At 59.0% G+C, this 21,006-nt stretch carries 14 protein-coding genes and 5 tRNA genes; 5 read left to right on the forward strand and 14 right to left on the reverse strand.

What is annotated here, in order from left to right; translation table 11 throughout:
• Nucleotides 1-7: 7 nt before the first annotated feature.
• From thrS to QP093_RS01440, 13 genes are all read right to left on the reverse strand, one after another.
• Nucleotides 8-2,023: a threonine--tRNA ligase gene (gene thrS, locus QP093_RS01380; RefSeq protein ID WP_092648526.1), complete on the reverse strand. Its 2,016-nt coding sequence runs from the start codon at nucleotides 2,021-2,023 to the stop codon at nucleotides 8-10.
• Nucleotides 2,024-2,072: 49 nt separating this feature from the next.
• On the reverse strand, nucleotides 2,073-3,113 hold the full coding sequence (locus tag QP093_RS01385; RefSeq protein ID WP_285014198.1) for a lipid II:glycine glycyltransferase FemX: 1,041 nt from the start codon (nucleotides 3,111-3,113) through the stop codon (nucleotides 2,073-2,075).
• Between the two features lie 12 nt (nucleotides 3,114-3,125).
• Nucleotides 3,126-4,352: a carboxylate--amine ligase gene (locus tag QP093_RS01390; RefSeq protein ID WP_285014200.1), complete on the reverse strand. Its 1,227-nt coding sequence runs from the start codon at nucleotides 4,350-4,352 to the stop codon at nucleotides 3,126-3,128.
• 4 nt (nucleotides 4,353-4,356) lie between these two features.
• On the reverse strand, nucleotides 4,357-5,100 hold the full coding sequence (gene hemQ, locus QP093_RS01395; protein WP_227469305.1) for a hydrogen peroxide-dependent heme synthase: 744 nt from the start codon (nucleotides 5,098-5,100) through the stop codon (nucleotides 4,357-4,359).
• Nucleotides 5,093-6,184, reverse strand: a complete 1,092-nt coding sequence (locus tag QP093_RS01400; protein WP_285014203.1) for a ferrochelatase — start codon at nucleotides 6,182-6,184, stop codon at nucleotides 5,093-5,095. The genes hemQ and QP093_RS01400 overlap by 8 nt, the downstream gene beginning before the upstream one ends.
• Before the next feature lie 57 nt (nucleotides 6,185-6,241).
• Complete coding sequence (locus QP093_RS01405) at nucleotides 6,242-7,528, reverse strand: MFS transporter (RefSeq protein ID WP_285014205.1); 1,287 nt, start codon at nucleotides 7,526-7,528, stop codon at nucleotides 6,242-6,244.
• Between the two features lie 6 nt (nucleotides 7,529-7,534).
• Nucleotides 7,535-8,842 (reverse strand): amidohydrolase, encoded by a 1,308-nt coding sequence (locus QP093_RS01410; protein WP_285014206.1) that lies wholly within the window; start codon nucleotides 8,840-8,842, stop codon nucleotides 7,535-7,537.
• A 14-nt stretch (nucleotides 8,843-8,856) separates the two neighbouring features.
• Nucleotides 8,857-10,275, reverse strand: coding sequence for a C4-dicarboxylate transporter DcuC (gene dcuC / locus QP093_RS01415; RefSeq protein ID WP_285014208.1), 1,419 nt, complete (start codon nucleotides 10,273-10,275; stop codon nucleotides 8,857-8,859).
• A 68-nt stretch (nucleotides 10,276-10,343) separates the two neighbouring features.
• Nucleotides 10,344-10,418 (reverse strand) — tRNA-Val (locus tag QP093_RS01420).
• 1 nt (nucleotide 10,419) lies between these two features.
• Nucleotides 10,420-10,490, reverse strand: a tRNA-Cys gene (locus tag QP093_RS01425).
• A 16-nt stretch (nucleotides 10,491-10,506) separates the two neighbouring features.
• Nucleotides 10,507-10,579, reverse strand: a tRNA-Gly gene (locus tag QP093_RS01430).
• 18 nt (nucleotides 10,580-10,597) lie between these two features.
• Nucleotides 10,598-10,669 (reverse strand) — tRNA-Val (locus QP093_RS01435).
• Between the two features lies 1 nt (nucleotide 10,670).
• A tRNA-Gly gene (locus tag QP093_RS01440) sits at nucleotides 10,671-10,743 on the reverse strand.
• A gap of 233 nt (nucleotides 10,744-10,976) precedes the next feature.
• Here QP093_RS01440 and glgX point away from each other — a divergent pair.
• The 5 genes from glgX to QP093_RS01465 are packed head-to-tail and all read left to right on the forward strand — an operon-like array spanning nucleotide 10,977 to nucleotide 19,120.
• Nucleotides 10,977-13,088, forward strand: a complete 2,112-nt coding sequence (glgX, locus tag QP093_RS01445) for a glycogen debranching protein GlgX (protein WP_285014210.1) — start codon at nucleotides 10,977-10,979, stop codon at nucleotides 13,086-13,088.
• Between the two features lies 1 nt (nucleotide 13,089).
• A complete protein-coding gene (gene treY / locus QP093_RS01450; RefSeq protein WP_285014212.1) occupies nucleotides 13,090-15,597 on the forward strand; it encodes a malto-oligosyltrehalose synthase in 2,508 nt (835 codons plus the stop codon).
• Nucleotides 15,594-17,294, forward strand: coding sequence for a malto-oligosyltrehalose trehalohydrolase (gene treZ, locus QP093_RS01455; protein WP_285014214.1), 1,701 nt, complete (start codon nucleotides 15,594-15,596; stop codon nucleotides 17,292-17,294). The genes treY and treZ overlap by 4 nt, the downstream gene beginning before the upstream one ends.
• 31 nt (nucleotides 17,295-17,325) lie before the next feature.
• Entirely contained in the window at nucleotides 17,326-17,895 is a 570-nt protein-coding gene (locus QP093_RS01460) for a DUF3000 domain-containing protein (RefSeq protein WP_285014216.1), read from the forward strand.
• On the forward strand, nucleotides 17,885-19,120 hold the full coding sequence (locus QP093_RS01465; RefSeq protein WP_285014218.1) for a ribonuclease D: 1,236 nt from the start codon (nucleotides 17,885-17,887) through the stop codon (nucleotides 19,118-19,120). The genes QP093_RS01460 and QP093_RS01465 overlap by 11 nt, the downstream gene beginning before the upstream one ends.
• Here the strand turns inward: QP093_RS01465 and dxs are convergent.
• Entirely contained in the window at nucleotides 19,093-20,982 is a 1,890-nt protein-coding gene (gene dxs / locus QP093_RS01470; RefSeq protein ID WP_285014220.1) for a 1-deoxy-D-xylulose-5-phosphate synthase, read from the reverse strand. The two genes, QP093_RS01465 and dxs, sit on opposite strands and share 28 nt — an antisense overlap.
• Between the last annotated feature and the right edge of the window lie 24 nt (nucleotides 20,983-21,006).

Raw genomic sequence — 21,006 nt, forward strand, 5'->3', positions numbered from 1 at the left:
CCCTTTTCTACGCTTTGTCCTCGTTGTTGTGAGTCTCAATGTGGTGCACGATGCGTTCAACGGCTTCATCAACCGGAATGCCGTTATCCTGGCTTCCGTCACGGTAGCGGAACGAGACAGCGCCTGCTTCTTCGTCCTCACCGCCCGCGATCAGCACGAACGGCACTTTTTCCTTCGAGGCGTTGCGAATCTTCTTGCCGAAACGATCATCGGAATGGTCGACCTCAACACGCACGTGGCGCGCGCGCAGTTTCGCAGCCACCTGGTCGACGTATTCATCGAATGCGTCTGCTACGGGAACGAGTTTGACCTGCACAGGTGCCAGCCATGCCGGGAATGCGCCGGCGTAGTGCTCAGTCAGCACGCCGATAAAGCGCTCAACGGATCCGAGCTTGGCGCAGTGAATCATCACCGGACGCTGGTGCGTACCATCGGGCGCAGTGTATTCCAGGCCGAAGCGTTCAGGCTGATTGAAGTCGTACTGGACGGTGGACATCTGCCATGTGCGGCCGATCGCATCCTTGACCTGAACGGAAACCTTCGGACCGTAGAACGCGGCACCGCCTGGATCTGGCACCAGGTCCAGCCCTGTTGACGCGCATGCTTCCTCCAGGATCCGAGTTGCCGCATCCCAGTCCTCATCCGAGCCGATGAACTTGTCTTTCTTCGACTCGTCATCACTGCGGGTGGACAGTTCCAGATAAAAGTCCGTCAATCCGAATTCGCGCAGAATCGACAAGAAGAAGTTCAGCAGCATCGTGATTTCGTCGCGCGCCTGTTCAGGTGTGCAGTACGTGTGCGAATCATCCTGCGTAAATCCGCGCATACGTGTCAGGCCGTGCACCACTCCGGACTTTTCGTAGCGGTAGTCGTGTCCCATTTCGAAAAATCGCAGAGGCAGTTCACGGTAGGAACGCCCTCGTGAACGGAAAATCAGGTTGTGCATCGGGCAGTTCATGGCCTTGAGGTAGTACTCCTGGCCTTCACGCGTCACGTGCCCGTCTTCTGCGCGTTCTTCATCGACCATCATCGGCGGAAACATCGTGTCCGCGTAGTACGGGAGGTGACCCGAGGTGTGGAATACGCCTGACTTGGTGATCTCAGGCGTATGAACGAAGTCAAAGCCTGCTTCCAGGTGGCGCTGCGTGACGTACTCTTCGATCACGTGACGCAAAATACCGCCTTTGGGGTGGAACAGAACCAGGCCGGGGCCAACTTCCTCGGGAAATGAGAACAGGTCAAGTTCCTGTCCCAGTCGCCGGTGGTCGCGGCGCTGTGCTTCCTTGATTCGTTCCTGGTAGGCGACGAGGTCGTCCTTGCTGGCCCACGCGGTGCCGTAAATGCGTTGCAGGTGATCGTTGTTCTGATCACCTTTCCAGTACGCTGCCGACGACTTCGTCAATGCGAAGCCATTGCCGATCAGTTTGGTGGACGGCAGGTGCGGGCCGCGGCACAGATCTTTCCATGCGACGCTGCCGTCGCGCCGCACATTGTCGTAGATTGTCAGTTCGCCGTGGCCGACCTCAACGGACGCGCCTTCTGCGCCTGATCCCTTCGTAGTGACCAATTCGAGCTTGTAAGGCTGGTCAGCCAGTTCGGCGCGCGCCTCGTCCTCGGTGACGACGCGGCGGCGGAACGTTTGGCCTTCCTTAATGATCCGCTTCATGCGTTTTTCGAGGTCGCGAAGCATTTCTGGGGTCACTGCATCGATGTTGCCGAAGTCGTAGTAGAAGCCGTCCGTGATGAACGGGCCAATTCCCAGGTTGACGTCCGGAAATACATCCTGCACTGCCTGGGCCAGCACGTGCGTGGTGGAGTGGCGCAGAATCTGCAGACCTTCCTGAGAATCCAGCGTAATAGCGCTGACTTCAGCGCCATTGGGAATTTCAGCGGTCAGATCGGTCGGTGCGCCGTTGACGTTCATGGCGATTACCCGCCGGTTGGAGGAGTACCACGTAGCTCCTGTTGTTCCTTCGTCAATCTGTTCAATGTTGCCGTCAATAGTCGCGGTCAGTTCTGACACGATGATGCTCCTTCTCTGGCACGCTGTACGGGTGCGTGCTTCTAGTTTCCTAGCCCATCGTAACGCGTACGCGGCGAACAGCGTTCTCCACTGCATGTTTCGTGGCCAACGCAGCCTTCAGAGCGCTGAGTGCACCGGGGATCACCGGCACGTCCCACGCGCCGTCCACATCGGTAAATGACTGGCACCAGCGGCGCTTATAGCGGCCCACCGAATACAGCTCCGGCACACGTGGCGAATACACGCCCATCAGGTCAAGCCCCTTGACGCCTTCCTTCGCCAGCCGAACAGCCACGTCAAAATCCAATGCGTCAGGCCCCAGCACGGTGCGCGCCTGATCTGTCGATGCGCCATAGTAGGCAACGGCCTGCTTATCGTGCACCAACACCAGATCCCAGCACACCAGTGTGTCATCGGGCAGACGCACGCCGAACAGTCGGGAAGATTCGGGCATGGAGTCCAGCATCGACCAGTAGACCTGCGGCGGATGTGGATGGAACCCATCCCTGCGCGCTGTTTCCTTCATCACCTCGTAGTACTCACGGAATGCTGCGCGCGTCAGGCCTGTTTCTTCAACGACTCGCGCGCCTCCCCCGGCCATCTTCTTCTTGGCTCTGCGAACTGCACGGCGTCCGTCTTTCGTCATGGTCGCGAGAATCGAATCCTCAGTGCCGCTGCTGATGTCAATGATTGCGGTGCGGTCATATGTGATGAACTGGAGTGGCTCATGCAGGTCCGGCGCCTGGAAGAAGGCGTGCATGCGGATAAAGGCGATGCTTCTGTCGCGTTTCCTGACCATGCGTACCAGGTCGGCCCGCAAGGCCGCTTCACTATCGGGTGACTGTTCTTTCAGCCAGACTGGTCCGTGTTTGGCCCACAAGTACTTCACTCCGCGCAGCGAATACTCGTACAGTGCGATGATCGCCTGGTCTTTATCGTCTTTTTCCCATGCAAAACGGCCCCATAGTCGCCGTCCCTGCGTCTGTTCGAATGCCTCCCACGGCGCTGCCTGTTCGATCGGCAGCGGTATCACGCCAGCGGCGGCGATCCTCATCTGATCTGCGGTCAGTTCACGCAGCTCGGTTGCCATGATGGCTCCTCCTTAGAATGAGCGGTCTGTGGCCTCAGGGTAAAAACGTCGGAACTTGCGGATATGGTTGAGCGTCTGGAGAGCGACGATCGCCGATCGTACCAGTGACGTTTCAGCGGTGTAGACCAGCGGATTCTTGCGCTTGCCGCTGCGCTGCAACGCGTGGACGCGTTGGCGCAGTTCTTCATCGCGCACGTAGTGGCGCAGCAGTGCATCGGGAACCAGGGAGTAGAGAATTTTGTTGTGTACTTCCTGCGGCTTGACGTGCTCATGGTCAATCAGGTCGCGCACCATGATAGACATGGGGTTCACGCCGGCGGCGCTCATGTACCAACTGTTGCGTCCGATGCGCGGATTGACTTCAAAGAACACGGCTCGGCCGTCACGCGGATCCACTTTGACGTCGAAGTTGGCGAAGCCGCGATAGCCGGTGTGGGTCAGAAAAGCACGGGCACTGTCCCACAGATCGTCGAATGGCTCGGTGATCATCGCAACAGGGTTGCCGATCATGGTGGGCGCATGGTCCTCCAGCAGCACGCGTGCCGACCCGATCATTGTCACGTCACCGTGAGAATCGACGTACGCGGTGATGGAACGCATCTGCGTGTTGTCTCCGGGGATGAGTTCCTGCACAAGGAACGTATCGTCGAATCCTGCCTCACGCAGCGTCGCCCACAGCTCGTCCAGTTCGGCTGCGGTCTCGATGAAATAGATCTTCCGTTTACCTGGGAAGTCGACCTGGTCGTAGGCGTCCCCTCGCGCCGCTTTGGCAACGACGGGAAAGTCGAACGGTAACGAGGGTGTCTCACCACTCCCCACGTTCACGCTGACGGTGCGAGGTGTGTCAATGCCAAGTTCGGTGCAAATCTGTGCGAACTGAGCTTTATCTGTGACGCGTTCGGTGACCTCAACGGGTGGGAAAGGCAGCGCGTATCCTGCTTTTTCAAGTTCGCTGTGATAGCGTCCGACGAATACCGAGTGTCGGTCGTCGTTCGCCATGAGTACGAGTTTCCTGCCGGGATTCGCAGCTGCCAGCCCGCGCAAGACTGCAAGTGTCTGCCGGTCATCGGCATGTGGCGGAAGTGTTTCCACGTCAAAAAAGACGGAGCGTGTAATCGCATCTGTTGGGGATGCCGCCAGGCAGATGCAGCGGCACCCGTAGGCTTCGTGGAATGAACGCCCGATGGCGTACACGCCGATGTCACCGCCGACAATGACGGGAAGAAGGTCTGTAGTCATCCTTCTACTGTAGCGGCTGGCGATCCGTCCACTCGGTCAGTTCGACGCGAGGCCCGGTGAAGAACGGAGTGTCTTCGCGCACGAATAGTCGAGCTTCCGCGTCGCGCTGGCGACGCAGCACACCCATGACGCGGTCGAGGCTGTCGGATTCGAGGGCGACCGTCCACTCGTAGTCCCCCAGCGCGAATGCGGCCAGCGTGGAAACCTGCACGTCCAGGTAGTCGACGCCGTTCATGCCGTGCTCTTTCAAGATGGCAGCGCGGCGAGCTTTCGGCAGGTAGTACCAGTCCCAGCTGCGCACAAAGGGGTAGACGGCGCAGTATCCGCGCGGCGCTGCACCGTTGAAGCAGGCGGGCAGGTGACGGGTGTTGAATTCGGCAGCCTTGTGTGCCGCCATTGCTGACCACACGGGTTCGAGAGCTGCGCCCAAGTCAGACGCAACGATCGCATGGTAGCCGGCCTGCAGTTTGTCGGCGCTGTCAGACAGTGCCCACATCATCAGGTCAGCGTCAGCGCGGTATCCGCCCACGTCATACCACCCTCGAATTTCCACGCCGGTGTCCCGCACGGCTCGTTCCATTGCCGCCGCCAAGTCGTGTGCGCTGTCGGCCGGCAACGGCACCACGGTGCGGAAGACGCATTGCAGCGAGTAATTGTCGCGCGCGTTGACTTCTTCGGGGTCAATGTCGGTCCGGTCGCGAGGGTCGTGAACCGGTGCCGGATGGTGACCATGTGGCATTTCACTCATGGGTTTCTCCTTGGTTGGGGTGATTAAAACAGGTTGGACGCATCTGGTAGGACTCACGCGGCAGGCAGCATTCCTGCGAGCATGTCACGGGCCACCTGATGTCAATCGCGTCGCCCGCTGCCCCGCTTCCGATCCGTTCGCAGACCACGTCAGCGAGCGAGGACACGAACGCTGGATCGGTGCCTGGAGTGGCGGCGCGCCGATAGTCCATTCCCAGATTGTCTGCAGTCGCCTTGGCTTCAGTGTCGAGGTCGTAGACCACTTCCATGTGGTCGGAAATAAAGCCAATCGGCGCGACGACCACGGCGCGCGTGCCGCCATCATGCAGGAATTCAAGATGGTCATTGATATCCGGTTCGAGCCACCGCGACTGTGGCGGACCCGATCGGGAACAGTACGCCAAATCGAATGGCACCTCTCGCCCCAGTTCGTCACTAACGCGTCTACAGATTTCCTCGCCCAGCTGGTGGTGCTGGCCGACATACGTGGGCAGGTGGTGGTCACCGGAGTTAGCCTCCATCGACACGGGGATGGAGTGCGTGACGAGGACAAGGTGCGGGTCGTCCAGCTCACGCATTGCGCGTGTGATGGAACGGACGTGGGCGCTGAGAATTCCGTGCGTCGTGTAATAGGGACGCACTTTCGTCAAAACCAGCTCACTGGCTTTGTCGCCCAGCTCGTCGAGCGCCGCAGCCAGATCTTCGCGGTACTGGCGACACCCGGAATAAGAAGCGAACGCTGAGGTGAAGACACATAGGACAGTGCGGTGTCCCAGGTCGATCAGGCTCGTCAGTGTTTCCGTGAAGTAGGGGTGCCAGTTGCGGTTTCCGACAACGACTGGGCATTTGACTCCTCGCTGCTCGAGTTCGCCAGCGAGGGCGCGCGAAAATTCGTCGTTGCATTCATTGATCGGGCTCTTCCCCCCAAACAGGCTGTAATGGCCGCCGACCTGGATGAGACGCTCGTCAGGGATCCCTTTGCCGCGCGTGGCGTTGCGCAAAAACGGCAAAACGTCGTCGGGTTGCCTGGGTCCTCCGTAGCTGCAGAGCATGATCGCATCCACGCTGGTTGTTTCGGCCTTCACGTTGAGCAATTTAAACAGAAAAGTGTGCTCTTCGCTTGGATTAGTCCTGCGGATGTTTTATGACTGAGCGTCGCTTTGAGCGGGCAGCGCCCTGCCTCGTTCGTCCATACCGAGGCGAGCGTAGGCCGTGGGAACTGTCACGAGCATCCACACTGCGCAGCAGGCAGCTGCCACTGCGGTCGCCCACGCGCTCATCGTTGCTCCCCATGCGGCCACCAGCACGGAAATCACGAATGGACCCACCGTCGGGCCCACCTGCGAGATGGCCTGCCAGATTCCCAGGAATCGGGAGCGGTTGATGTCCGGAGACAGGTCGACTCCCATCGTCATAACGGTTCCTGCGCTGAATCCGTTGCCGAACCCCACGACACATGCACTGACCATGAAGCTCACGACTCCCCCGCTCAGGGCCAATCCCACGAACCCTGCCGCCATGATCAACAGGCACGGCAGAACGGATGCTCGTCTGCCGAAACGGTCCATGATCGCCCCTGAGAAGTAGAAGACGGCGACATCCAGTCCCGCTGAAATCGCGAAGGTCGCTGATATGAGTTCCTCTGTGATTCCGAGGCTCGTGCCCACCAGAGGCACCACAATGATCTGGTTGGTGCGCACCAGCGACAGCAGAACTGTCCCCACCGACAGCAGCATGGTCGACACGACGTCCACGTGGGTACGAGGGCGACGCTGCAAAGACACCGGCGGCGTTTCACTGGACGATCGTTGGGACGCCGGCGGTTTGACATCCAGAATTTCGGGCGTAGGCGCGGTGAACAACAGGATCAGACTCAGGGCAAGCACGGTGGCTGCGATGAAGAACCAGAATGTGCCGGGAATACCTCCCAGCACAATGGCCAGCGACGCCAGCGCAGGACCGATCAACCGGCCGAGCCTGGACATTCCTCCGAGCATCGACATTGATCGTGCTCGCCATGTCATAGGCACGGATTCTGCCACATAGGACTGCCGCGCCAATTGCCACATGTCTCCGGCGATCGAAATGGCGACCATCGCGATAACGAATGCAACAACTGCACGGTTAATGCCGGGAAACCGTAGACATACCAGGGCGCATGTTCCGGCCAGCACGGCGATCAGCCCGCCGATGACGAATGATGAGCGGTCGCCGATGCGGTCGACCATCCGGCCGATCGGTACAGATGCGATGACACCGGCAACGCCCATGATTCCCACCATCGCCGATGCCCATGACTCGCTCATCTGCATGGACAGCCCGGCCAATACCACCACTGAATTGAGCGCACCGATACCGGTGGACCATGTCAGTGACGGGACGTAGACCGGGAGAGCCAGCAGGACAATTGGCGATGATGACCGTCGCATGAAGGTCTAGCGTAGTGCCATCACATCAAGCGCTGTACCGACAAACATACGTACGCCACGCACCATAGCGTCTTCGTTTGGTGAGAACGTTACGGTATGCCCAGCAGCCGGCGAATCAACAAGGATACGAATGAATGAAGCCTGGCCCCCATTGGACTGCACCCGATCCATCATGAACGAATAGTCTTCCGATCCAGGTGAAATCAGTCGGTTGGGCGAAGCGGGGCGCACCTCAACTTGTTCTGCTACCCGATCGATGCGCTCCATCAGCTCTGGAGAGGACTCGAGTGAAATTGCTTCTCCTGTTTTCGTGATCTCGCATTCGACTCCATGCATGTGCCCGGCATCTTCAAGAATCCGTCGGGCATATTCCTCCATATACGCATTGATCTGAGTGTTGGCGCCGCGAATTTCCACCAGCATAGTGGCATTGTTGGCAATGATGTTACGGCCCGATCCAGCGTGGACAACACCCACGTTCACGCGCGTTTCTCCCTGCGAATTTCGCGGAAGCGCATACAGGTTGAGGATCGCTGTAGCAACAGCAGGCATCACGTTCCTGCCTTTTTCCGGAGCTCCTGCAGCGTGAGACGCCAAACCGGTGTAAGTCACGTCCAGTTTCGTTGTGGCCAGTGATCCGCCTGCGCCCGCGTATATATCAAACTCGTTGCATTGGTTCGATGCTGTCACATGAGAACCGAGCATGACAGTTACATCATCAAGGTGCCCGTGCGCGACGATGGATTTTGCTCCACGCACGCCTTCTTCAGCTGGCTGAAAGACTAACTTGAGGGTACCTGACCATTGATCGCGCATTTCCATCATCAGCTGCGCAACTCCCAGGCCGATGCTCGTGTGGCAATCGTGTCCGCATGCGTGCATCGTGTTGGCATGCACGGATTGAAAGCCTTCCCTGTTCGGGAAATGCTCTGGATCCGTCGTTTCTGCCAGCGGAAGCGCATCGATGTCAAAGCGCATTCCCACAACCGGGCCGTCACCGTTCTCAAGGATGCCGACGGCTCCGGTAAAACCGCCTTTCATGGCTTCAAGAAGTTCCTCCGGTGCACCTTCCTGCAGCGCTCTCTGGTAAGCCGATTCGAGTTCCTCTGCGGGAGGCACTCCCATACGGGCAGACTCTTCGCACACTTCTTTACCCACACGAACGATATAGCCCAGCTCGCGAAGTCGCTGAACGACAATACTGGTGGTTCTGAATTCTTCCCACCCTAGTTCCGGATGCTGATGAAGGTCACGACGTACAGCGATGAGGTCGTCAGCGATCTCATTGGAGCGTGCGACGATGGTGTCAAACATGGTCTTCTCCTTTCTCAGTGAATCAGATACAGCCAGATAAAGGATGTGGTGATCTGCGTGATGTACGCCGCCGCCATCACAGGAATTGTGCGTTTTGCCAGGTCGACGGGATTGACTTCCGCCAGACCCGACACCGCGATCAATACACCGGAGATCGGCGACATTGAACGTCCGATGCCCGCCGACAGCTCCATCGGCAGAGCTATTGCTACAGCAGGCTGGCCAAGGGGTTGCGCCACCTGAGGAGCCAGGGGCGCAAAAGCGAACCATGCTGCGTTTCCTGACCCGGTAAGGAGTGCAGTCAACAGGATTATCAGTGTCATGAGCACTGTCATGACGACAACGCCCAGGTGCAAATTGAATGCTCCATCGACAATGAACTTGATGAATCCGATTTGCGTGAGGCCTGCGGCGAACATCTGTCCTGCGACGATAAGCGTGGCAATTGCAACGAACTGCTTCCCCATTCCTTGAAAGAACACTTTCATGATTTCGCTGGCTCTGCTGAATGAGCGATATCTGATCATTTCGATGATCAGGACCACCAACATTGATGTCAGCATTGACGTCGCAACATTCATCTTGACGGAGGAGATGAGATATTCCGAAAAAACAATGAGTAAGACGAGCGGTATGAGCGGCAGGACTGCATAGTAGACGGGGGTCTTGAGCTCGGTTTTCACACTGCCTGTATCCGGTGAGGCTCCTGATGCTTCCTGTTCGAGATTCGAGGGCGGATTTATTTCCGGCAGCGTTCCGGCTTTCTTGTCGAAATGACGCTGAATCAGCATGTGGCTGATGGCAATCACTGCCATCGTCACAATTGCCACAGGCCCCTGATAGTCGATGAAGTATTTCTGAACGGTCATGGAGGATACCTCGGCCGATAAGTTGGAGTTCGACGACGCTGGCCCGAGATCCAGGCAGGAGGTTGTCGCAATTAATGCTGCCGCGCTCAGACGCGAAATCCTCAAGGAACGCAGAAGTGGATACAAAGTCACCATAAGCAGCATTGCCAAGCCAGATGCAGACGGAATGATCATTCCGAGGCACTGTCCGAAAATATACGCGATTCCAAGGAAAATGTATGGCCTACGGATCCGCGACAGCGGCTTCATAGCAAGGTGCACCAGCATTGCGCTGGCACCGACTTTTTCCATTATCAGAGAGAATCCGCCCACAGCCATGATGATGAGTCCAAGACTGGCAGATGTGGAGGCAAATGTGTCGCGTAAGAAATCCACGACGTCAAGAACCATATTCCCCGTGGTTTTCTCGCTGTCCATCAGCGGCTCTTCAGACAGAGGGAGTGAAATGAAAAGAAGCAACAAACCTGCAAGGATCAATACTGTTTGTGGATGGTGTTTCTTAATGATCAGCCATGCCACTACAACTGTGACAGCCAAGCCAATCAAAAATCCGATTAGCGTCATCGCCTATGACCTTTCGACTTCAACTATTGACTAAAGAGTCTCTTGAAGTCTAAGGCACATAAAACAAATGGTGGGCGATACTGGGATCGAACCAGTGACCTCTTCCGTGTGAAGGAAGCGCGCTACCCCTGCGCCAATCGCCCGAGGTGGGTACCGGATTCGAACCGGTGTATACGGCTTTGCAGGCCGCTGCCTCGCCTCTCGGCCAACCCACCAAGTCATCTCAGACCGAGCGGATGACGGGACTCGAACCCGCGACCCTCACCTTGGCAAGGTGATGCTCTACCAACTGAGCCACATCCGCATGCGTATGAATACTCAGTGGGCGATACTGGGATCGAACCAGTGACCTCTTCCGTGTCAGGGAAGCGCGCTCCCGCTGCGCCAATCGCCCGAGCGGATGACGGGACTCGAACCCGCGACCCTCACCTTGGCAAGGTGATGCTCTACCAACTGAGCCACATCCGCGATGCGCCTGTCAATCAAGCGACGCAGGGAAGCTTAACAGGTTCTGGCCCGGTTGGGGAAATCCTGAGGACTTAGGCACGACTCGCTCCGGCATCGAAAACCCACCGAAAAATGTCGAAATTCCGCCATTTTCCGCGACTTTTCGCCACCTTCGGGCTGGAATTTTCGCGACCAGCTTCACAATTTTCCACACTCATCGCACCCTTTTTGCGGTTTCATGGCAATCTAAGAGTATGGATATTTGGCCAGGACATGCCTACCCGCTGGGCGCAATGTATGACGGCAATGGAACAAATTTCGCAGTTTATTCATCTATCGCGGACCGCATTGAATTGTGTCTCCTTGACGAGGATCGTCACGAAACCACAGTTGAACTCACTGAGGTCGATTATGACCAGTGGCACGCCTACCTGCCCGGCATAGGGCCCGGACAGCGCTATGGCTACCGCATCCACGGTCCCTACGCGCCAGACGAGGGACATCGATGCGACCCGTCCAAACTCCTGCTCGACCCTTATGCGAAAGCAATTGAAGGGCAGATCAACAATTCCAATTCGGTCTTTTCCTACGACTTCAACGACCCATCGCAACCGAATCACGACGACTCTGTCCACGACACGATGCTCTCCGTCGTCGTCGACGAGTCCTTCGACTGGGGCGATGACCGTCGCCCGAACTACGGGTATTCCCAAACAATCATTTACGAGGCACATGTACGCGGCATGACCATGCTGCACCCGGACGTGCCTGAAGAGCTGCGCGGCACCTACGCAGGGATCGCTCATCCGGCGATCATCAAACACCTGCAGGATCTTGGCATCACGTCCATTGAACTGATGCCGATCCACCAGTTCGTCAATGATCCATCCCTGCAGGCTCGTGACCTGTCGAATTACTGGGGCTACAACACCATCGGATTTTTCGCCCCGCACAACGCCTATTCATCGTCGGGTCAGCTCGGCGGGCAGGTCACCGAGTTCAAGAACATGGTGAAGACGCTCCACGCGGCCGGTATCGAAGTCATCCTCGACGTGGTGTACAACCACACCGCTGAAGGTAACCACATGGGGCCGACGCTGTCACTCAAGGGCCTCGATAACGCGAAGTACTATCGCCTCGTTCCCGATGACCTGAGGCATTACTTCGATACCACCGGCACAGGCAATTCCCTGCTCATGTCCTCGATCTCGGTCCTGATGCTCATCATGGATTCGCTGCGTTACTGGGTCACTGACATGCATGTCGACGGCTTCCGCTTCGACCTAGCAACGACATTGGCACGCCAGTTTGACGAGGTCTCGCGTGCCTCGACTTTCTTCGACCTGATCCACCAGGATCCGGTGATCAGCCAGGTCAAACTCATCGCTGAGCCGTGGGACGTCGGCTCCAACGGCTACCAGGTAGGAGGCTTCCCTTCCCTGTGGTCCGAATGGAACGGTGAATACCGCGATGCGGTGCGCGATTTCTGGCGCGGGGAGTTCTCGTCCCTGTCCAGTTTTGCCTCCCGTCTGGCTGGCAGCGCTGACCTCTATGAGCATTCAGGACGGCGCCCTGTCGCCTCGGTCAACTTCATCACCGCTCATGACGGCTTCACCATGCGTGACCTCGTGTCCTATAACGGCAAACATAACGAGGCAAACGGTGAGGACAACAATGACGGCTCGTCCAATAACCGCTCCTGGAACTGCGGAACGGAAGGTCCGACGGATGATCCGGGCATTCAGGAGCTCCGCCAGCGCCAGATTCGCAATTTACTCACCACTCTTTTCTGCTCGCAGGGTCTGCCCATGCTGGCTCACGGTGACGAAATCGGACGCACGCAGATGGGCAATAACAACGTGTACTGCCAGGACAATGAGCTGTCATGGATGCACTGGGATCTGGAGGACTGGCAGCGCAAACTGCTCGCTTTCTCTCAGCGCCTCGTCCACCTGCGGCGTGATCACCCCGTTCTGCGCCGCCGACGCTTCCTGAAAGGGCCGGCAACGCGCGGCGGTGAATCGGAGCTGGGCGAGATCGAATGGTTCACCCCTGCCGGCACTCACATGACGGAAGACGAGTGGAACCAGGCATGGGCTCGCTCCACGATGGTCTTCTACAACGGTAACGCCATTCAGGAACCCGACCCTGAGGGCAACACGATCACCGATGATGATTTCCTGCTGATGATCAACGCGTCTCCTGACTCCGTTGAATTCACCATTCCGAACCAGACGTATGGCAAGACCTGGACAACGATGATCAACACGGGTGACGATGATGATCACAGTCAGTACCAGTCCGGTGACTCGATCACGCTGCCCGGCCGCACCACCATGATTCTGCTGAATCCGTTGGGACAGTGACATGTCTGATCTTCACCCCCACGTTCCCCCGTCATCTCGATACACTCCACTGTCGACGTATCGACTCCAGCTCACTCCGGATTTCACATTTGAACACGCCCGTGGTGTCCTCGAGCATATTCGCCGTCTGGGAGCCACGGATGTTTACCTCTCCCCTATCCTGCAGCCTGTCAAGGGCTCCCGGCATGGGTACGACGTGGTGGACCACTCCCATGTCAACGCGGAGCTGGGTGGGCGTGAAGGGTTTGAAGATTTTGCGCGCGCCGCGCACGCCCTCGGCCTGCACGTCGTGGTCGATATCGTGCCGAATCACATGGCTGTGCCCACTCCGGTGTGGCAGAACCGCGCCATGTGGTCAGTGCTGAAACGGGGCGCCGAGTCGCCGCGCGCACGCTGGTTCGACGTGGCGACCGATCAGCCCATTTTGATGCCGATTTTGGGTGCGCGCATCGGCCAGGTGCTCTCCGCCGGTGACCTACACGTGGAATCGATGGTGGTTCCAACTGAGCCGGAATACGGTGAGCAACCTGTCCTGCGCTACTTCGATCACGTGTTCCCCCTGGCGGAGGGAACCGAGTTCCTCCCGTTGGAAGTTCTGCTGGAGCGCCAGCATTACCGCCTGGCTCACTGGATGGTCGGTGACGAGGAACTCAACTACCGCCGTTTCTTTGACGTGGACACGCTGGCAGGTTTACGTGTCGAGCGTGAAGACGTGTTCGAGGCGACTCATCACCTGCTGTTCGACCTGTTCGACGAAGGCTTCATTGACGCGTTCAGAGTGGATCATCCTGATGGCCTGGCTGATCCGCGCGGCTATTTCCAGCGTCTGAGCCAACGCACCGGCGGCGCCTGGATTGCTGCTGAAAAGATTCTCGAAGGCGAAGAGCACTTGCCCTCTGATTGGGATGTTGCCGGAACGACAGGCTATGACACCGCATGGCGCATCAACTCCCTGCAGGTCGATCCGCGAGCGAACATGCCGATGGGTGCCATCATGCAGGAGCTGACCGAAGATTCACCGGCGGACTTTGCGCGGCTCGAACACGAATCGAAACGGCAGATCATTCGCACCTCGCTGGCAGCTGAGCTGCACCGCCTGGCCTCGTTGATCTGGGAAATTTGCCAACAGGACCTGCGTCTGCGTGACCACACGATGCGTACCTTCGAACGCTGCCTGGGCGCCCTCGTGATGAATATGGATCGCTACCGGATCTACGTGGTGCCCGGATCCCCCACCCCGCAGTGGGCGCGCGATGAGATGACCGAGGTGCGTGACCGTTCGCTGCGCGAGTTGCGTGACTCAGGGTTTGACGGCATTGAGGACACGATGGATGTGCTCATTGCGCTCATCCTGGGCGACGAAATCGGCACGGCAGGTCTGGCATCCTCCGATGAGCGCCGCGACGAAGTGCCGGTGCGGTTCCAGCAGGTGTGCGGTGCGGTCATGGCAAAAGGTGTCGAAGACACCGCGTTCTACCGTTGGACACACCTGTGCGCACTGACTGAAGTGGGAGGCAACCCCACCCATTTCGGTATCAACCTCGACACGTTCCATGCGTTCGAAAGTGCATTGCAGTCGTCGTGGCCGGCGACCATGACATGCGGAACGACCCACGATTCCAAGCGTGGTGAAGATGTGCGAGCCACACTGGCCGCCATCACGTCATATCCCAGTCAATGGGTCTCCCTCGTCCAGCAGCTACGTCTGACCAGCGCCGAATACCGGCCACTCACGCTGGATGGGCGCACGGAAAACCTCCTGTGGCAGACACTTGCCGCGACCACGTGGTGTGAGTCCGACCCGATGACGCAGGAGCGCCTGACTGACTACCTGCAAAAGGCAGTGCGGGAACAGAAAACGTGGACGACATGGACGCATCCTGATGAAGAGCGGGAAGAGGAGCTGTTTGACTTTGCCCGCCAGGTACTCGCTGATTCCTCGATCGCCGAACTGCTCACACGCTTTCATGAGCTGACGGAGTCGGTTCGCAACTGCTGCATCGAAGTGACGAAAGCCCTGCAATTGACGGTTCCTGGAGTGGCTGATGTGTATCAAGGTTCCGAGGGGCTGGCGACTTCCCTGGTTGATCCGGATAACCGACGTCCGGTTGATTTTGAACGACTCGGGCGGTTGCTGGATTCAGACGAGCAGACTCTCGAGGGTCGAAAAGTGCGCCTGACCCGCGCCATCCTGAAGCTTCGCAGCCGCCACCGCGACGCATTCGTATCCGCACACGCAACGTATACGCCACTGGCAACAACCACCGGACATGCGATCGCCTATGCACGCGGCAACCAGGACGGCCCATGCGTGTGTGTCATCGCTGTGCGACTGCTCAGGGCACTGCGTCAGATCGGCGGCTGGGGGGATCATCGTGTCTACCTTCCAGCCGGCTCATGGCAGGACATCATGTCAGGGCGACGATTCGACGTCACTGACGGCAACGGTTTGAGCCTGGCTGATGTGATGAGTGACGACAACGTCGTGGTTGTGGAGAAACTCTCGTGACGCGGGTGTGGGCGCCGGACGCTCAGAGCGTCGACCTTGTTCTGGCCGACGCGCAGCTCCCCATGAGCCGCGCCGCTGGCGGCTGGTGGGACGGCCCTGATCTGCCCGATGGGACAGATTACGGTTTCAGCCTCGATGGTTCTGACCCGCTGCCTGATCCGCGATCCTTCTACCAGCCTTACGGGGTTGATGGTCTGTCACGCAGTTGGGATCCGTCACGACATCACTGGGTCGCATCGCCCGGCACGTCCGTCCTGGGCAACGTCATCTATGAACTCCACGTCGGTACGTTCACTGCTGAAGGCACCCTGATCAGTGCCATCGAATGCCTCGACCACCTGCGTGACCTGGGGGTGACCACAGTTGAGCTCATGCCGCTGGCACAATTCAGCGGAGAGTTCGGATGGGGGTATGACGGCGTGGATCTTTTCGCCGTTCACCGAGCCTACGGCGGTCCGGATGCCCTCGTCGAATTTGTCAACGCTGCCCATGAACGCGGCCTGAATGTGTGCATCGACGTCGTCCTCAACCACCTCGGTGTGTGGGGCAACTACCTGTCGATGTTCGCACCGTACTTCCACCCCACTGCGACCGGACCGTGGGGGCCTGTGCTGGACTTGAACGGTCCCGAACAGCGCGCCTACCTTATTGACGTGTGTCGCCATTGGCTGGTCACCATGCATGCCGATGCGCTGCGTCTGGATGCGGTTCACGCCATTCACGACGAGACGGATCGACACCTGCTGGCAGAACTATCACAGTGCGTGGCCCAGTGGTCGCACGACGAGGGGCGCCCGATGACGCTCATTGCCGAATCTGACCTCAACCAGCCTTCGATGGTGATGCCCACCAGTGAGGGCGGCATGGGGATGGACGCTCAGTGGGCTGATGACATCCACCACGCCCTGCACGTGGCGCTCACGGGCGAAATTGACGGGTACTACGGTGATTTTGCCGATACGCACGCGCTGGCAACCGTGCTGGAAAATGTCTTCTACCATGATGGTCGCTACTCGACGTTCCGCCACCAAAACTGGGGTGCACCCGTTCCTGCCACTCTGGATCGGCGCAAATTCGTCGTCTTTTCCCAGGATCACGACCAGGTTGGCAACCGCGCTCAAGGCGACCGCCCCAGCCAGGTGCTCTCCGACGCACAACTGGCCGCCTCTGAAGCAATCATCCTGCTCAGCCCCTTTACCCCCATGCTGTTCATGGGTGAGGAATGGGGCACGCGCACACCGTTCCGATTCTTTGCCGACCAGGAAGACGACGAGCGCGCCCAACTCGTGCGCGAGGGCCGTCAAAAAGAATTCAGTGAGCACGGTTGGAGCGGAGACGTTCCCGACCCAACCTCGCGCACGACTGTCGACCATTGCGTGCTGGACTGGAGTGAGCCGCGCGACGGCAGATGCCGACGCATGCTCGAGTGGGCACGTTCGATGATTCATGTGCGCGCCACGGCGCCCGGCGTGCGTGACGGTGTCTGTCAACGCGTCACTCACGAGGGTGACATTGTGCGCATGATCAATGGTGCTGTCGCGGTCGAGGCCGATATGAACGGTGACGCACTTCCGGCTGCAGACAGTCACGATTGGCCGCGTGAAAACGGTGGGCATATTGGTTCCCTGCTGGCATCCTTCCCTGATCAGAAGGGCGCCGCCGTGCGGGTCTGGCAATGGGTCGGCGTGCCTGACTGAATCCACCGCTGCGCCCTCTTAGTGTGAAGGGGTGGGTGAGGAACAACTTCCTGAGGCGTTTGTCACAGCTTTAATGTCGCTTCGTGACGCACCGATCAATCCTCATGTGGAGATTGAAGAGGTGCCCGGTCCAAGCAAGCTGGCTCCGTGGACCGCTGCGCTTGCCATGCGAACCGTGCACCGCGCGCACGATCAATCCTTGGGATCAGGCCGATTCGTCATCCTGTTCGACCCGGACACGCAAGCCGGCTGGAACGGACAGTTCCGCCTTGTCGCTCAGCTTCGCGCCCAGATCGACCCCGAAATGGGTAACGACCCTATGATCGGTGAAGGCCTGTGGAACTGGGCGCACGACTGCCTCGAAGATGCGGGCGCTGGGTATCATGACATGACCGGCACCGTGACGCGGGAAGTTTCCGAATCTTTCGGGGGTCTCACGTTGCGCGGATCCACCTTGTACGTCGAACTGCGGGCCTCGTGGACTCCGTCGACTCCATATCTGGGCGAACACCTTGTAGCCTGGAATTCCCTGTTGTGCCACGTTGCCGGCGTTGAGTCAGATCAGTTTCTACATGAGGTTTTGAATACGGATGCTCGTTGATAATCCCGGCGGCCTGCCGCGCGGGAACACGGACGATCCCCCCACTGTCAGGCGTTTGCGCGACGGCGTTCCCTCAGTCATTGACACCACAGACGCCCTTGAGCGGGTTGCCGCTGAGTTGGGAGCCTCCAGCCAGCCGGTCGCCCTCGATGTGGAACGCGCCCATGGCTTCCGCTATACGACGAACGCCTACCTGGTGCAGATCCGGCGCGAAGATGTCGGAACGTACCTGATTGATACGCATGCGCTGCCTGACCTGTCAGCCCTGGCACCGGCACTGGATGCCACGTGGATCCTGCACGACGCCAGCCAGGATCTGACCAATCTGCGTGACCTGAACCTGCACACCACTGACCTGTTTGACACCGAAGTTGCGGCACGCCTCATCGGATTGCAACGTTTCGGTCTGGCAGCCGTGTGTGAACAGGTACTGGGATTTTCATTAGCCAAGGACCATCAGGCATCCGACTGGTCGGTGCGACCGCTGCCCACCGACTGGCTGCGCTATGCCGCACTGGACGTGGAATTTCTGACAGAACTGTACCGGCGGCTCTCGATCACGCTGCACGACATGGATCGCTGGGAGTGGGCACAGGAGGAATTCGCCCACGTGCTGCACGCCCCTGCTCCGACTCCGAAGACGCATCACTGGCGCGGTATCAAAGGCCTGGGCAAACTGCGCTCCCGTCGAGCGCTGGCCGTTGCCCGCGAACTGTGGCTCACGCGTGAAGAGATCGCCCGCGACAAAGACCTGGAACGCACGCGCGTTGTCCGCAATTCTGACCTGCTGAAAGCCGCTCAGCGTCCACCGACCAATCGTCGCCAGCTGCGCTCACTGGATTCTTTCCGCTCTCCCGTCACCCGTCCATATACGACGGACTTCCTCGATGCGATTGAACGCGCCAGGCGCATGCCAGAAGACCAGCTGCCGCCCAAACGCGTTACACATCCTGCCGGCACGATTCCGGAAGCGCGCCTGTGGCAGCGTCTCGACGAACACGCACATGAGCGTCTGCTCGCGGTTCGTGAAGCGGTCGCCGGTGTTGCCGAACAGCTCGGGCTGGCACCCGAAGTTGTCCTGGAGCCGCGCGTGCAGCGTTTCGTGTGCTGGGCTCCCCTCAAGCCGCTCACCCCCGAGGCGCTCGATCAGCGATTGGACGAGGGCGGCGCACGCGCCTGGCAGCGTGAGCTGGTATCTCAGTGTCTGTTCGACGCTTTGAGGTAGTCGCGCACGCTACGCACGATGCCGGCAGCGTCCAGGCCGATCTCGTGCTGAATGTGAGCGCGCGAGTCGTGCGCGAGGAACTCATCGGGAATCCCCATCGGAATCACCGGCACATCTGTGTCCTGCGACAATGCCCATCCGAAGCCTCCTCGCACGACGCCGTCTTCCACGGTGACAACCAGGTCATAGTCGCGGCTCATCGCCACCAGTTCATCGGGTACGGGCTGAATCCACGTCGGGGCAGCAACGCATACCGTCGCATCTGAGGCCAATTGCTTCGAGGCGTCAATCGCCTGGGCGACCATGGCGCCCAGGGCGACGATCAGGATTTTCGTTTCTCCGTCGCCTCCCTCGTGCACAATGTCGACCGGGCCGACGCTGCGCAGCGCAGGGATCGGCTGCGGCAGCGGGCCTTTCGGGTAACGCACCACGGTGGGAGCATCAGCAATGTCAATGGCGCGACGCAGCGCTGCCCGCAGAGTTTCCTCGTCACGAGGGGTCGCTATCTGCAGTCCCGGCACGATCGACAACAATGCGATATCCCACATGCCGTTGTGCGAGGGCCCATCCGCTCCGGTGATGCCGGCACGGTCAAGGATGAAGGTCACGCCCGCATGGTGCAGTGCCACGTCCATGAGGACCTGGTCGAACGCGCGGTTCAGGAACGTGGCGTACAACGCGACAACGGGGTGTGCACCCATGAAGGCCATTCCGGCTGCGCTGGTGACGGCATGCTGTTCAGAAATGCCGACGTCGATGACGCGGTCGGGGAATTCATCTGACAGCGGGCCCAGTCCCACCGGCAGTTTCATCGCTGCAGTAATGCCGACAACATCTTCACGTTCGCGGGCGATCTTCACGATTTCGTCGGCAAAGACGCTGGTCCACCCAAAGCGCGCGGGTTTGATCGGCAGGCCCGTTTCCGGGTGGATTTTGCCGACCGCATGGAAGCGGTCTGCGATGTCTTTTTCCGCCGGTCGGTATCCGCGCCCCTTCTGCGTGATGGCGTGGACAATGACGGCCTGGTGCAGGCTGCGCGCCCGCGTCAACGCGGTTTCCATCGCAACGATGTCATGCCCGTCGATCGGTCCCAAATACTTCAGCCCCAGATCCTCGAACATGACCTGTGGCGCCAACACGTCCTTGATTCCCACTTTCAGTCCGTGCAGCGCTTCGAAGGCAGCACGCCCAGGCTCCCCCATTCCCAGCAGTGTTTTCTTCGTCCATGACAAGGCGCGCTCATATTGCTCCGAGGTGCGCAGCGCATCCAGATGGTGCGCCATACCGCCAATGGTAGGAGCATAGGAGCGGCCATTGTCGTTCACCACGATGACGATGTTGCGGTGAGGTTGCTCAGCGATGTTGTTCAGTGCTTCCCATGCCATACCGCCGGTGAGCGCCCCGTCCCCGATGACTGCCACTGTCCAGGATGAATTCCCGGTGCGTGTCTTTTCGCGCGAAATGCCGTCAGCCCACGACAGTGCTGTCGAGGCGTGGGAATTTTCCACGATGTCGTGCTCTGATTCGGCGCGCGAGGGGTATCCGGACAGTCCCCCCGCCTCGCGCAGATGTGAAAAGTCTTTGCGCCCTGTCAGGAGCTTATGGACGTAGGCCTGGTGACCTGTGTCGAAGATTATTGAGTCGGTAGGTGAGTTGAAGATACGGTGCAGCGCAATCGTCAGCTCCACCACACCCAGGTTGGGTCCCATATGCCCGCCCGTACGTGACACGGACGCAATGAGGTAACGCCTGATTTCGTCAGCCAAGTCAACGGCCTGCGACGTGGTCAGATGCTGAACGTCGTCAGGCCCGTCGATATGCGACAAAATCGGCAACTCGTCGGCACTGTCTGGAAGAACCATAGTTACGAGTCTAATGGTCCTCTC

The organism is Pauljensenia sp. UMB10120 (assembly GCF_030212035.1).
Lineage (GTDB): Bacteria > Actinomycetota > Actinomycetes > Actinomycetales > Actinomycetaceae > Pauljensenia > Pauljensenia radingae_A.